The sequence below is a fragment of the Streptomyces sp. NPDC002055 genome (genome assembly GCF_040296705.1).
Classification (GTDB): Bacteria; Actinomycetota; Actinomycetes; order Streptomycetales; family Streptomycetaceae; genus Streptomyces.
On record NZ_JBEOXS010000007.1, the window covers coordinates 182,690 to 195,455 of the forward strand.

Annotated in this window: 10 protein-coding genes; 7 read left to right on the forward strand and 3 right to left on the reverse strand. The window is 75.3% G+C overall.

The genetic code is table 11. The annotated features are described in order from the left end of the window. Positions 1-36 precede the first annotated feature (36 nt). Positions 37-1,257 carry an acetyl-CoA C-acetyltransferase gene (locus tag ABT112_RS06360; protein WP_351506134.1) on the reverse strand — a complete coding sequence of 407 codons (1,221 nt, stop codon included), beginning with the start codon at positions 1,255-1,257 and terminating at the stop codon, positions 37-39. 515 nt (positions 1,258-1,772) lie between these two features. After that, on the reverse strand, positions 1,773-2,831 hold the full coding sequence (locus tag ABT112_RS06365) for an SGNH/GDSL hydrolase family protein (RefSeq protein WP_351506136.1): 1,059 nt from the start codon (positions 2,829-2,831) through the stop codon (positions 1,773-1,775). Positions 2,832-3,003: 172 nt separating this feature from the next. Between ABT112_RS06365 and ABT112_RS06370 the strand changes: the two genes are divergently transcribed. The 3 genes from ABT112_RS06370 to ABT112_RS06380 all read left to right on the forward strand — a co-directional run bounded on the left by ABT112_RS06370 (position 3,004) and on the right by ABT112_RS06380 (position 7,357). Next, positions 3,004-4,389: a cystathionine beta-synthase gene (locus tag ABT112_RS06370; RefSeq protein WP_351506138.1), complete on the forward strand. Its 1,386-nt coding sequence runs from the start codon at positions 3,004-3,006 to the stop codon at positions 4,387-4,389. A 448-nt stretch (positions 4,390-4,837) separates the two neighbouring features. Next, a complete protein-coding gene (locus tag ABT112_RS06375) occupies positions 4,838-6,217 on the forward strand; it encodes an acyl-CoA synthetase (protein WP_351506140.1) in 1,380 nt (459 codons plus the stop codon). A gap of 279 nt (positions 6,218-6,496) precedes the next feature. Further along, the gene (locus ABT112_RS06380) at positions 6,497-7,357 is read left to right on the forward strand and encodes a MurR/RpiR family transcriptional regulator (protein ID WP_351506142.1); all 861 of its coding nucleotides are present in this window, start codon (positions 6,497-6,499) and stop codon (positions 7,355-7,357) included. A 185-nt stretch (positions 7,358-7,542) separates the two neighbouring features. Here ABT112_RS06380 and ABT112_RS06385 read toward each other — a convergent pair whose 3' ends face one another. Further along, on the reverse strand, positions 7,543-8,901 hold the full coding sequence (locus ABT112_RS06385; protein ID WP_351506186.1) for a type III PLP-dependent enzyme domain-containing protein: 1,359 nt from the start codon (positions 8,899-8,901) through the stop codon (positions 7,543-7,545). A 134-nt stretch (positions 8,902-9,035) separates the two neighbouring features. Here ABT112_RS06385 and ABT112_RS06390 point away from each other — a divergent pair, with 134 nt between their 5' ends. Genes ABT112_RS06390 through ABT112_RS06405 form a run of 4 tightly spaced genes read left to right on the forward strand, consistent with a single transcriptional unit; the run spans position 9,036 to position 12,408 of the window. Beyond that, the gene (locus ABT112_RS06390; protein ID WP_351506144.1) at positions 9,036-9,623 is read left to right on the forward strand and encodes a helix-turn-helix domain-containing protein; all 588 of its coding nucleotides are present in this window, start codon (positions 9,036-9,038) and stop codon (positions 9,621-9,623) included. Between the two features lie 39 nt (positions 9,624-9,662). Then, entirely contained in the window at positions 9,663-10,856 is a 1,194-nt protein-coding gene (locus tag ABT112_RS06395; RefSeq protein WP_351506146.1) for an NAD(P)/FAD-dependent oxidoreductase, read from the forward strand. Further along, on the forward strand, positions 10,844-11,086 hold the full coding sequence (locus ABT112_RS06400; RefSeq protein ID WP_351506148.1) for a 2Fe-2S iron-sulfur cluster-binding protein: 243 nt from the start codon (positions 10,844-10,846) through the stop codon (positions 11,084-11,086). The genes ABT112_RS06395 and ABT112_RS06400 overlap by 13 nt, the downstream gene beginning before the upstream one ends. After that, positions 11,083-12,408, forward strand: a complete 1,326-nt coding sequence (locus ABT112_RS06405; RefSeq protein ID WP_351506149.1) for an FAD-dependent oxidoreductase — start codon at positions 11,083-11,085, stop codon at positions 12,406-12,408. The genes ABT112_RS06400 and ABT112_RS06405 overlap by 4 nt, the downstream gene beginning before the upstream one ends. The last annotated feature ends 358 nt before the right edge of the window (positions 12,409-12,766 follow it).

Genomic DNA, 12,766 nt, shown 5'->3' on the forward strand with positions numbered 1-12,766 from the left:
GTCCTCGTTCCCCCGGCCCCCGGCCGCCGTCGGGGCTCAGCTCAGCCGCTCGATGACCATCGCCATGCCCTGGCCGCCGCCGACGCACATGGTCTCCAGACCGAACTGCTTGTCGTGCCACTGCAGGCTGTTGATCAGGGTGCCGGTGATCCGGGCGCCGGTCATGCCGAAGGGGTGCCCGACGGCGATGGCGCCGCCGTTGACGTTCAGCTTGTCGATGTCGATGCCCAGGTCGCGGTAGGAGGGGATGACCTGCGCGGCGAACGCCTCGTTGATCTCGACCAGGTCGATGTCCCCGATGGACAGCCCGGCCCGTCGCAGGGCCTGCTTGGACGCCTCGACCGGGCCGTAGCCCATGATCTCGGGGGAGAGGCCGGAGACGCCGGTGGAGACGATGCGGGCCAGCGGGGTCAGGCCGAGCTCGCGGGCCTTGGTGTCGGACATGATCACCAGGGCGGCGGCGCCGTCGTTCAGCGGGCAGCAGTTGCCCGCGGTGACCAGGCCGTCGGGGCGGAACACCGGCTTCAGGCCCTGGACGCCCTCCACGGTGACGCCCGCGCGCGGACCGTCGTCCTTGCTGACGACCGTGCCGTCGGGGGTGGTCACCGGGGTGATCTCGCGCTCCCAGAAGCCGTTCTTGATGGCTTCCTCGGCGAGGTTCTGCGACCGCACGCCGAACTCGTCCATGTCCTGGCGGGTCACGCCCTTGAGGCGGGCCAGGTTCTCGGCGGTCTGCCCCATCGCGATGTACGCGTCCGGGATCAGGCCGTCCTCGCGCGGGTCGTGCCAGTCGGTGCCCGCCTGCTCGGCGCGGGCGGCCGTGCGGGCCTCGGCGTCGGCGAAGAGCGGGTTGTGGGTGTCCGGCAGGCCGTCGGAGCTGCCCTTGATGCTGCGCGAGACGGTCTCGACACCGGCCGAGATGAAGACGTCGCCCTCACCGGCCTTGATGGCGTGCAGCGCCATCCGGGAGGTCTGGAGCGAGGAGGAACAGTAGCGGGTGATGGTGCAGCCCGGCAGGTGGTCCATGCCCAGCTGGACGGCGACGATCCGGCCCAGGTTGTGGCCCTGCTCGCCGCCGGGGAGGCCGCAGCCGAGCATCAGGTCGTCGATGTCGCGCGGGTCCAGCTCGGGGACCTTGGCGAGCGCGGCCTCGATGATCCCGGCGGTCAGGTCGTCCGGGCGGACGTCCTTGAGGGAGCCCTTGAAGGCGCGTCCGATCGGTGTGCGGGCTGCTGAGACGATCACGGCTTCGGGCATCACGGCTCCAGAGGGAATGAGGTGGCGCGCGCGGCGCCTCGTCGGGGGCGCGACCGGGCCACGGCGGGCGGAAAGGCAGAACTGTGTGGGAAGTTACCCGCACGTACTGCCGAGGTCACGGCTTGGGTGCTGTGACGCGGGCCTCTTTTCTAAGCGCCCGCTCAGGTGTGTCGCGGTGGGAGTGCGGGAGCCCCGGCGCCGCCGACCGGGGTGTACCCGCGGCCCGGAGCCGCCAACCGGCCGGGCCGGGGGCGTGCGGGCGGCGGGCCACGCCCTGCCGTCGGCCCCGGTCGGCGGCCCGGACCGCCGGTCGCGGGCGCCCGTTTCCGCCGGTGGCCGGCACGCTTTCCGCCGGCCGGCGCGTCCGGATCGCCGACCGGTCGGCGCCCCGTTCCGCCCACCGGGGCGGAACGGGACGGGGTGCCGCACCGAGCGGAACGGGGGAGCGACGCGGGGAGCGAGGCCGCGTCCGTGCTCCCGGGGGCGCCGCCCAGGCATCCGCCCGGCCCGCCGGGTCAGTCCGGGCCGTGCACGGTGGAGTCCGGTCCCCGCACCTTCGCCCGGGCCGCGCCCGGCAGGTCGCTCGGCGGGAGACGCCGCCGGCGGCGGCGCTTGAGCAGCACCCAGGGACCCCGGATGCCGACCGGCGCGGCCGCCGCGACCTCGGTGCCGCCCTCCGCGGCCGCCTGCGCCGCGGCCTCCGCGACCGGCAGGATGCCCTCGTGCCGCGAGGTGTCCGGCCGGTCCTCCTCCGCGGGCCACAGCCCCAGCACCGCGCAGAGCGTCGGCAGCAAGGCCATCGCGGCGGTGGCGTAGCCCTCGGCCGACGGGTGGTAGTTGTCCGGGCCGAACAGCTCCCGCGGGTTCGCCTCGAACTCCGGGCCGAGGAGATCGCCGAGGGAGACCGTCCGGCCGCCCTGTTCGACCGCGCCGATGGTCTGGGCCGCGGCCAGCTGCCGGCTCATCCGGCGGGCCACCCAGCGCAGCGGCTGGTAGACCGGCTCGATGGTGCCCAGGTCGGGGCAGGTGCCGACGACCACCTGGCAGTTCTTCTCCCGGAGCCGGCGCACCGCGTCCGCGAGCAGCCGCACCGAGCGGGCGGGCGGCATGCGGTGGGTGACGTCGTTCGCCCCGATCATGATCACGCAGACGTCGGGCACCAGGCTGCTGTCCGTGAGCAGCAGCGTGACCTGCCGTTCCAGGTCGTCGGACTGGGCGCCGGGCAGCGCCACGGTCCGCAGGTCCACCGGGCACTCGGCGACCGCCGCCAGCCCCGAGGCGAGCAGCGCGCCCGGTGTCTGCCGCGGGCGGTGCACGCCCTGTCCGGCAGCGGTGGAGTCACCGGCCAGGGCGAGCCGCAGCGGCCGTCGGCCGGCCTGCCGGGCGAAGGCCGTCCCGTAGCGGCCGTCCGCGTTCGGCGGGAGGTCGCCCGAGCCGCCCACCACCCGTCGCGCCAGCTGCACCTCGGTCATCAGCAGCCCGACCGTGGCGCCGCCCAGCAGTCCGATCCCCCCGCCGCCGTATGCCGCCGCCGCCGCGATCCGCCGCGCCACCCTCGCCCTCGACATCGACATGTGTCCGGCCCGCCTCCCGCTGTCCGACCGTGCCACTGGTTAGGTGCCCCGTGGGGCCGGTCCCGCAACGCCTCCGTACGGCGGGCCCGGGCGGAATAGGCTGGGCAGGCACGGGCCCGCGAGAGCGGCTGCCCGCCTGACCGCGGAGACCCCGCCTGACTTGGAGAACGTCGTGCAGTATCACGATTCGATGATTGAGCTCGTCGGCAACACCCCGCTGGTGCGGCTCAACAACGTGACCGAGGGCATCCAGGCGACCGTCCTGGCCAAGGTCGAATACTTCAACCCGGGCGGGTCCGTGAAGGACCGTATCGCCGTCCGGATGATCGAGGCGGCCGAGGAGTCCGGCGCGCTGCAGCCCGGCGGCACCATCGTGGAGCCCACCTCCGGCAACACCGGGGTGGGCCTGGCGATCGTGGCCCAGCGCAAGGGCTACAAGTGCATCTTCGTCTGCCCGGACAAGGTGTCCACCGACAAGATCAATGTGCTGCGGGCGTACGGCGCGGAGGTCGTGGTCTGCCCGACCGCCGTCGACCCCGAGCACCCCGACTCGTACTACAACGTCTCGGACCGGCTCGTCCGGGAGACGCCCGGCGCCTGGAAGCCCGACCAGTACAGCAACCCGAACAACCCGCGGTCGCACTACGAGACCACCGGCCCGGAGCTGTGGGAGCAGACGGCGGGGAAGATCACGCACTTCGTCGCGGGCGTCGGTACCGGGGGCACGATCAGCGGCACCGGCCGGTACCTCAAGGAGATCTCCGAGGGCCGGGTGCGGATCGTCGGCGCGGACCCGGAGGGCTCGGTGTACTCCGGCGGCTCCGGCCGGCCGTACCTGATCGAGGGCGTCGGTGAGGACTTCTGGCCCACCGCGTACGACCCGAAGGTGACCGACGAGATCGTCGCCGTCTCCGACAAGGACGCCTTCCAGATGACCCGCCGGCTCGCCAAGGAGGAGGGCCTGCTGGTCGGCGGCTCCTGCGGGATGGCGGTCGTCGGCGCGCTGAAGGTCGCCGAGGGCCTCGGCCCGGACGACGTGGTGGTCGTGCTGCTGCCGGACAGCGGCCGCGGCTACCTCAGCAAGATCTTCAACGACGAGTGGATGGCGGACTACGGCTTCCTGGAGGAGGCCGGGACCAGCGCCCGCGTCGCCGACGTCCTGGCGTACAAGGAGGGCGCCCTGCCCTCGCTCGTCCACATGCACCCGGACGAGACGGTCGGCGAGGCCATCGACGTGCTGCGCGAGTACGGCGTCTCGCAGATGCCGATCGTGAAGCCCGGCGCGGGTCACCCCGATGTGATGGCGGCCGAGGTCATCGGCTCGGTGGTGGAGCGGGAGCTGCTGGACGCCCTCTTCGCCCAGCGCGCGTCGCTCACCGACCCGCTGGAGAAGCACATGAGCCCGCCGCTGCCGCAGGTCGGCTCGGGCGAGCAGGTCGCCGACCTGATGTCGGTCCTGGAGCGGGCCGACGCCGCGGTCGTGCTGGTGGAGGGCAAGCCGAAGGGCGTGGTGAGCCGGCAGGACCTGCTCGCGTTCCTGGCGAAGGACGCCAAATGACCCTCCCGGGGCGGGCCGTCGCGTAAGAGGTACGTATGCGTCACGCGCACGCAGCACGGACTTAACACGGATGCGGCACCGTAGGGGATGTCGGCAAGGACGACACCGGCCACCACAGGCGGCGCCCAGGACCTCCGGAGCGGCTCCCGGACCTCCCTGGCGCCCGGACGTGGCAGACCGGCCCGACCCGGCCCGCGTCCCCGGCGGGGACCGCCGTCGTCCCGCCCCCGGCCTCCCGGCCGGGGTGCGGCGGTCCCCGCTCATCCGCTTCCCCTCTGCGGCCCCGGCTCCGGCCGGGGCCGCAGGGGTTTTCCGGCACGTGCGGCTCCCGGCGTCACGGTTCCCCGGCTCCGGGCCGCCGCGCCCCGCGCGCTACGGTCACGGTGACCGCAACGGGGCCTTGCCCCCATCCGAACCGGGGGAGTCCCCGGGGTGAAGGAGCGCATCCGTGACCGGAGTTCTGCTGCCCTCCCTGGCCGGGCCGTACGGCGCCGACCGTCCCGACGCGCTCACCGTCGCCGGGCGCGCCGCCTCCCGGGAGGAGCTGGTGGGAGCGGCCGGCGCGGTCGCCGGACGGATCGCGGGGGCCTCGGCCGTCGCCGTACGGGCCGATGCCTCGCTGGAGACCGTGGTGGCCGTGGTCGGCGGGCTGCTGGCCGGGGTTCCGGTCGTCCCGCTGCCGCCCGACGCCGGGCCCGCCGAACGGAGCCACATCCTGCGGGACTCGGGCGCCGAACTGCTGCTCGGGGGCGACGGCGCGGACGGCGTGGAGGGCGTCCCGGTGGACGTCCGGGAGCGGGCCGACTGGAACAAGGTCGAGCCCGCGCCGGACACCACCGCGCTGATCCTCTACACCTCCGGCACGACCGGCGCCCCCAAGGGCGCGCTGATCCCGCGTGGGGCCGTCGCCGCCGATCTGGACGCCCTGGCCGAGGCGTGGGCGTGGACGCCCGGCGACACCCTGGTCCACGGGCTGCCGCTGTTCCATGTGCACGGCCTGGTGCTGGGGGTGCTGGGGGCGTTGCGGGTCGGCAGCCGCCTGGTCCACACCGGCCGGCCGACGCCCGGGGCGTACGCGGCGGCGGGCGGTTCCCTGTACTTCGGCGTCCCCACGGTGTGGGGGCGGGTCGCCGGGGACGCCACGGCCGCGCGGGCGCTGAGCGGCGCCCGGCTGCTGGTGTCGGGCAGCGCGGCGCTGCCCGCCCCCGTCTTCCGCGACCTGGCGGAGCTGACCGGGCATCGGCCGGTCGAGCGGTACGGCATGACCGAGACGCTGATCACCGTCAGCGCGCGGGCCGACGGGGACCGCCGGCCCGGCTGTGTCGGCACCCCGCTGCCCGGCATCGCGACCCGGGTCGTCGCCGAGGAGGGGGGCGGGATCGGGGAGCTCCAGCTCACCGGTCCGACCCTGTTCAGCGGCTACCTCGGCCGGCCCGAGGCGACCGCCGCGTCCTTCACCGACGACGGCTGGTTCCGCACCGGCGACATCGCCGCCGTCGAGCCCGACGGCACCCACCGCATCGTGGGCCGCGCCTCCACCGATCTGATCAAGTCCGGCGGCTACCGGGTCGGCGCGGGCGAGGTGGAGAACGCCCTGCTGGACCACCCCGCGGTCCGGGAGGCGGCCGTCGTCGGCGTCCCGCACGACGACCTGGGGCAGCAGATCGTGGCCTATGTCGTGGCCGACGGGACCGGCGAGGACGAGCTGATCAACTTCGTGGCGGGGCATCTGTCGGCCCACAAGCGCCCGCGCCGGGTGGTCTTCCTGGAGGCGCTGCCCCGCAACGCCATGGGCAAGCCGCAGAAGCGCCTGCTGCCGCCGCTCTGAGCCCGTCCTTTCGGGTCGGCCGTCCTTCCGGGCAGGCCGGCCGACGTCGCGGAAGGGTGCGTCGACCGGGGCTGCCTGTATATGGTCATGCAGAGCTCATGGTGGCTGAATAGTTGCCGCCGCCGCGGTCTCCGGGCCGGACGGTCACGGGGCCTGCCGGCTCGGGACGGCCACGGCGCCTCCCGGTCCGGGGCCCGGGCGCCGACGGGACGCGGCCGGATCCCCGCTCGCCCACCGGACCGCGGGCGGAGCTCGCCGCACGACGGACAGGAGGACCGGATGAGCGACGCGGACAGCGGCGGCACGGAGGGCGCGGCCGCCCGGCTGCAACAGCTCTTCGAGGGGCACCGGCTGACGCCCACTCAGCGGCGCATCGCCCACTGCATGGTGCGGCGGGCCGCGGACGTCCCCTTCCTGTCCAGCGTCGAGCTGGCCGAACTCGCCGGGGTCAGCCAGCCGTCGGTGACCCGGTTCGCGGTCGCCCTGGGCTTCGACGGCTACCCGGCGCTCCGCCGGCACCTGCGCGAGGTCGCCCCCGCGGAGCGGCCGGAGGCGGAGGCGGCGGCGCTCAACGAGTACCAGCAGGCGGTCCAGGCCGAGATCGGCAATCTGCGGCACCTCGCGGCGCTGCTCGCCGACCCCGCGCCGGTGGAGCGCGCGGGACGGCTGCTGGCCGGATCCCGTCCGCTGCCGGTCCTCGGCCTGCGGGCGGCCTCCGCGCAGGCCCGCGGCTTCGCCTACTTCGCCGCCAAGGTGCACCCGGACGTCCGGCTGCTCGACGAGGGCGGCACGATGCTCGCCGACCGGATCGACGCCGCGGCGCGGGCGGGGGCGAACGCCCTGCTCTGCTTCGCGCTGCCACGTCACCCGCGGGAGGTCGTGGACGCGTTGGAGCACGCCCGGGAGTCGGGCCTGACCGTGGTCACCGTGGCCGACAGCGCCTTCGCCCCGGTGGCCGGGCACACCGATCTGCTGCTGCCCGCGGCCGTCGGCACCGGGCTCGCCTTCGACACGGCCTGCGCGCCGATGCTGCTGGGTCGGGTCCTGCTGGAGGCGATGTGCGACGCGCTGCCGGACGCGCAGGCGAGCCTGGAGGAGTTCGACGCACGGGCCGCGGCGCGTGGGTTGTTCGTGGACTGAGCGGCTGTTCGTGGCTTGAGGAGCGCCCGCCGGGGTGTGGGCGTCGGGATGCGCCGGGGTGGGGGCGTCGGACGTATCGGCCGGCCCGTCCCGCCCCGCCGGAGGACCGTCCGGTCACGCCCCCGGCCGTCGGACCGCCGCCGTCACAGCCCCGCCGTCACACCTCCGCCGTCACACCTCCGCCGTCACGCCCCCGTGAAGGCGTCCCGGAAGCCGCCCCCGCTCTCCGCGACCAGCTCCTCCACCGTCTGCTGGGGCCGCGCCATCGCGAAGCGCACCGGTTCCGCGGGCCCGCCGGTGAAGCCGTGCACCGCCGGGCGCGGCAGCGTGTTGTAGGCGAAGTGGTTGGTGAAGTAGTACGCGCCGGTGTCGAGCAGCGCGACGAGGTCACCGGCCTCGACCGCCGGCAGGGGGCGGTTCTCGGCCACCAGGTCGCCCGCGAAGCAGCAGGGCCCGGCGACGTCCTGGGCGACGGCCGGTCCGGTCCTGGGCCGGCCCTGCGCGTCGTACGCCTCCACCCGGAGCGGCCAGGCATCGGGGACGAAGACCGTGCGGGTGGCCAGCTGGGCCCCGGCGTGGGTGACCGCGATGGGGCGTCCACCCGCGCTCTTGGTGTACTCCACCCGCGCCAGCACCAGGCCGTTCTTGGCCAGCAGCGACCGGCCGAACTCGGTGACCAGCCCGTACCGGCCGTCGAGCAGCCCGGGGACGGTGTCCCGCAGCACCTGCGCGTAGTCCCGGAAGGTGGGGGTCGTCTCGTCGGAGCCGAAGTTGACCGGGAGGCCGCCGCCGATGTCCAGGGTGTCGACCTGCCTTCGGCCGGCCGCCGCGTTGATCTCCTCGGCCAGCTCGTACGTGGCCCGTACGCCCTCCGCCATGAGCTCCAGAGGGACGCCCTGGGAGCCGGTGTGGGCGTGCAGCCGGGTCAGCCACGGCCGCTCCGCGTAGGCGCGCAGCACCCAGTCGCGAGCCCCCTCGTCGCGCAGGGCGACCCCGAACTTGGAGGTGGCGGTGGCGGTGCTCAGCGCACCGATGGAACCGCCACCGACCTGCGGATTGACCCGCAGTCCGAGCGGTGAGCGGCTCGGCGCGGAGGCGACCGCCGCGTCGATCCGGGCCAGCTCCTGGGGGTTGTCGGCGTTGAGGGCGATGCCCAGCTCCAGCGCCTCGCGCAGCTCGGCGGGCGTCTTGGCGGGGGAGTCCAGCACGGTGTCGCCGACGGGCACCCCGGCCGCGCGGGAGAGCGCCAGTTCCCCGGGGCTGGCCACCTCGCAGCCCACCCCCTCCTCGGCGAGCAGCCGCAGCACCGGCACCAGGGGCGCGGCCTTCACCGCGAAGGCGTGCAGTACGGGCGTGCCGGGGGCCGTGACCTCGTCGAACGCCGCCCGCAGCGCGGCGGCGGACTCCCGGATGCCGGCCACGTCCAGCAGTCCGACGACCGGCTCCTCCGTCCCGATCAGGCCCTGCTCGACGGCGGCCCGTACGGCCCGCTCCCGCCGCGCCGCCCGCTGCTCGTGGCTCTCGGCGGCGATGCCCCCGCCCATGGCGTCTCCCGCCGCGATGTCCCCCGCCGTGGTGTTCCTGTCCGAGGTGCTCATAAGGCCACTCCACCATCCGCCCACCACCTCTGGCCAGAAATGCCCCGGATACAGTGGCGGCCGCCGACCGAGGAGGAGCCGTGGCCGGGGAGCAGGGGCGGGCGGGGCGGATGCTGGGGGCGAACCTCCGTGCCCTGCGCACGGAGCGGGGGCTGTCGCTGTCCGAGGTCGCCCGCAGGTCGGGCGTGGCCAAGAGCGCGCTGTCCCAGCTGGAGGCGGGGCTCGGCAACCCCACGATCCAGACAGTGTTCAGTTTGTCGAACGCTCTCAAGGTGCCCGTCTCCGATCTCCTGACCGAGCGCACCGAACCGGACGTGCTGCTCGTCCGCTCCGCCGGGCTCGAAGTGCTGAGCAGCGAGGCCGTGGACCTGCGGATCCTGCGCCGGATCGAACCCCGGGGCGGGGTGCTGGAGGTCTACGACCAGCGGGTGCGCCCCGGGGCCCGGCAGCACTCCGAGGGTCATCCCGGCGTGGAGCACGTGGTGGTCACCGCGGGGGTGCTGCGGGTCGGCCCGCCGGAGGACCCGTACGAGCTGGGGCCCGGCGACTACGTCTGCCTGCCCGGGGCGCGTCCGCACATCTACGAGGCGGCGGGCGACACGCCGGTGTCCTCGGTGCTGCTGATCGAGTACCCCGAGGGCATTGACCGCTCCACGGCGCCGCACTAACGTCACTGCCGTTCTTTCTAGAGAACGGCGGTGCGGTGCATGCTCGTCCTCCGGAAACACCCCGACGTGATCGTCGTCGGCAGCGGCATCACCGGCGCGGCCTGCGCCGAGGCCCTGACGCGCCGCGGCTTACGGGTCGCCGTCCTGGACCGCGGTCCGCTCGCCTCCGGCACCACCGCGTGCGGCGAGGGCAACCTCCTCGTCTCCGACAAGCCGCCGGGCCCCGAACTCGCCCTCGCCCAGGCCTCCCTGCGCCGCTGGCCGCGGCTGCTCGCCGCCCTCGCGGACGAACTGGGCCCGGGCGCCGCCTGCGAGTACGAGCCCAAGGGCGGGCTGGTCGTCGCCACCGGGCCGGAGGAGGCCGGCGCCCTCACGGAGTTCGCCGCGGCCCAGCGCGCCGCCGGCGTCACCGCCCGGGCACTCACCCCGGCCGAGGCCGCGGACCGCGAACCGGGCCTGACTCCGGAGGTGCGCGGCGCGGTGTTCTACCCGGAGGACGCCCAGCTCCAGCCGGTGCTGGCCGCCACCGCACTGCTCGCCGCGGTCCGCGCCCGAGGCGGGGAGGTCCGGACCGGCGTCGAAGCGGTCGGCGTCGACCGGACCGGCGACCGGGTCACCGGCCTGGTCACCCGCGCCGGCACGATCCCCTGCGGCGCGGTGGTGAGCGCCTGCGGCCCGTGGACCGCGACCTTCGCCGCCGCGGCCGGCGCCCCGCTGCCCGTCCTGCCGCGGCGCGGCGTGATCCTGGTCACCGCCCCGCTGCCACCCGGCACCGTCCGGCACAAGGTGTACGACGCCGGGTACGTCGGCGCGGTCGGCAGCGACGACGCCGACCTGAGGACCTCGACCGTGGTGGAGTCGACCCGGGCGGGCACCGTCCTCATCGGGTCGAGCCGGCAGCGCGCCGGCTTCGACGACACCGTGCGGATCGACGTCCTGCGCCGCCTGGCCCGCCGGGCGGCCGTCCTCTTCCCCGGCCTGCGGAACGTCCCGGTGATGCGCGCCTACGGCGGCTTCCGCCCGTACACCCCGGACCATCTGCCGGTCATCGGCGAGGACCCGCGGCGGCCGGGGCTGTGGCACGCGACCGGCCACGAGGGCGCGGGCATCGGCCTGGCCGCGGCCACCGGCGAACTGCTCGCCGAGCTGTACGCCGGGGAGCGGCCGCATCTGGACCCGGAGCCGTTCCGGGTGGACCGTCCGGGACTGGAGGAACCGCCGTGCCCACAGTGACCGTCGACGGGGAGCCGCGCGGCTTCCGGCCGGGACAGACCGTGGCGGCGGTGCTCCTGGCCGCGGGCCGCACCTCCTGGCGCACCACCCGGACCGGCCGCCGGCCGCGCGGCGTCTTCTGCGGGATCGGGGTCTGCCACGACTGCCTGGTGACGGTCAACGGCCTGCCGGACGTCCGCGCCTGCCTCCGCGAGGCGGCCGACGGCGACACCATCGGCACCGCGTCATGAACGCCGTGGTCATCGTGGGCGCCGGGCCCGCCGGAATGGCGGCGGCCCTCGCCGCCGGCGCCGCCGCGGACGTCGTGCTGCTCGACAACGGCGCACGCCCCGGCGGCCAGTTCCACCGAAAGGCGCCCACCGAAACACCCGCCGCGCCCGCCCGGGCGGTGCTCGCCCACCCCCGGATCGACCACCGCCCGCACACGTCCGTCTGGGCCGTCGAACCGGGCCCGGACGGCACCCACCGCATCCACACCCAGCAGGGACCCGCCGACGCCTCACGGCCGGTGGACACCCTGGACGCCCGGTCGCTGATCCTCTGCCCCGGCGCGTACGACCGGGCGCTGCCCTTCCCCGGCTGGGACCTGCCCGGCGTCTGCACGGCGGGCGCCGCCCAGGCACTGGCCAAGGGACAGGGTCTCGCGGTGGGCCGCCGGGTGGTCCTCTCCGGCACCGGCCCGTTCCTGCTCCCCGTCGCGTCCGCCCTGCTGGACGCGGGCGCCGAGGTGCTCGGCGTGTACGAGGCGGGCACGCCCGCCCGCTGGCTGCGCCGGCCCGTCACCGCACTCCGGGACGGCTGCGCAAAACTCCCCGAACTCGCCGCGTACACCGCCCGGCTGGCCCGCCGGAACGTCCCGTACCGCCACCGCACCGCGGTGGTCGCGGCGCACGGCGCGGACCGCGTCGAGGCGGTGACCGTGGCCCGCCTGGACCGGGACTGGAACATCCGCGCCCTCCGGCGCATCGACGGAGTGGACGCCGTCTGCGTCGGCTTCGGCTTCACCCCGCAGCTCGAACTGGCCGTCGCCGCGGGCTGCTCCCTGCACCCCGGCCCGGACGGCCACCCGGTCGTCGCGGTCGACGCCCGCCAGGCCACCTCGGTGCCCGGGGTGTACGCGGCGGGCGAGATCACCGGCATCGGCGGCGCGGACCTCGCGGCGGCCGAGGGCACCGTGGCGGGCGCGGCCGCCATCGGCGCGAGCACACCGCGCGCGGCGGCCCGCGTCCGGTCGGGCCGCCGGTTCGCCACCGCGCTCGCCGCGGCCCACCCGGTCCGCCCGGGCTGGCGCGGCTGGCTCACCGACGACACCCTCATCTGCCGCTGCGAGGAGGTCGGTTACGGCGACCTGCGGACCGCACTCCGGGACCGCGGCGCCGACGGCATGCGCGTCCTGAAACTCACCAGCCGCGCCGGCCTCGGCCCCTGTCAGGGCCGGATCTGCGGCCGCAACACCGCCGACCTCGCGGGCCTCCCCCCGTCGGACCGCCGCCCGATCGCCCAACCGATCCGCCTCGGAGACCTGGCCGAACCACCCCCGCAACCGCCGTAGCGCCCCAGGAACATCCCCACTCGCCCCGCACGGAGGGTCGCAGCACTGCCCCCAGTGCACGCGAAGAAGCCACCCCGCAGGACCAGTTGAACCCGATCCATGGGACCAGAGGGCTGCGAGGAGGCGACGACGCTGCAGGGCGCGGTGCCACGGAGCGAGATGAACGCGACGGAGCGCTGCCACCGGCCTGGTCCGGACATGACGGCAGCGGGGCCCGCAGGGCCGGGCAAGGACGGCGGCGCGCCACGACGGGCCGGTGGTCCGTACGCAAGGGGGTGGGGGCGCAGGGGTGGGGGGTTCCGGAAACTTCCGTGTATTTGTGGCCCCCAGGGCCGTAAATATACGTTCCGGAACCCCC

What these genes read in the sequence shown, in the direction of transcription:
- ABT112_RS06360 (WP_351506134.1), bottom strand. Translation starts at nt 1,257, where the DNA reads ATGCCCGAAGCCGTGATCGTCTCAGCAGCCCGCACACCGATCGGACGC.
- ABT112_RS06365 (WP_351506136.1), bottom strand. Translation starts at nt 2,831, where the DNA reads ATGTCGATGTCGAGGGCGAGGGTGGCGCGGCGGATCGCGGCGGCGGCG.
- ABT112_RS06380 (WP_351506142.1), top strand. Translation starts at nt 6,497, where the DNA reads ATGAGCGACGCGGACAGCGGCGGCACGGAGGGCGCGGCCGCCCGGCTG.
- ABT112_RS06385 (WP_351506186.1), bottom strand. Translation starts at nt 8,901, where the DNA reads ATGGGCGGGGGCATCGCCGCCGAGAGCCACGAGCAGCGGGCGGCGCGG.
- ABT112_RS06395 (WP_351506146.1), top strand. Translation starts at nt 9,663, where the DNA reads ATGCTCGTCCTCCGGAAACACCCCGACGTGATCGTCGTCGGCAGCGGC.
- ABT112_RS06405 (WP_351506149.1), top strand. Translation starts at nt 11,083, where the DNA reads ATGAACGCCGTGGTCATCGTGGGCGCCGGGCCCGCCGGAATGGCGGCG.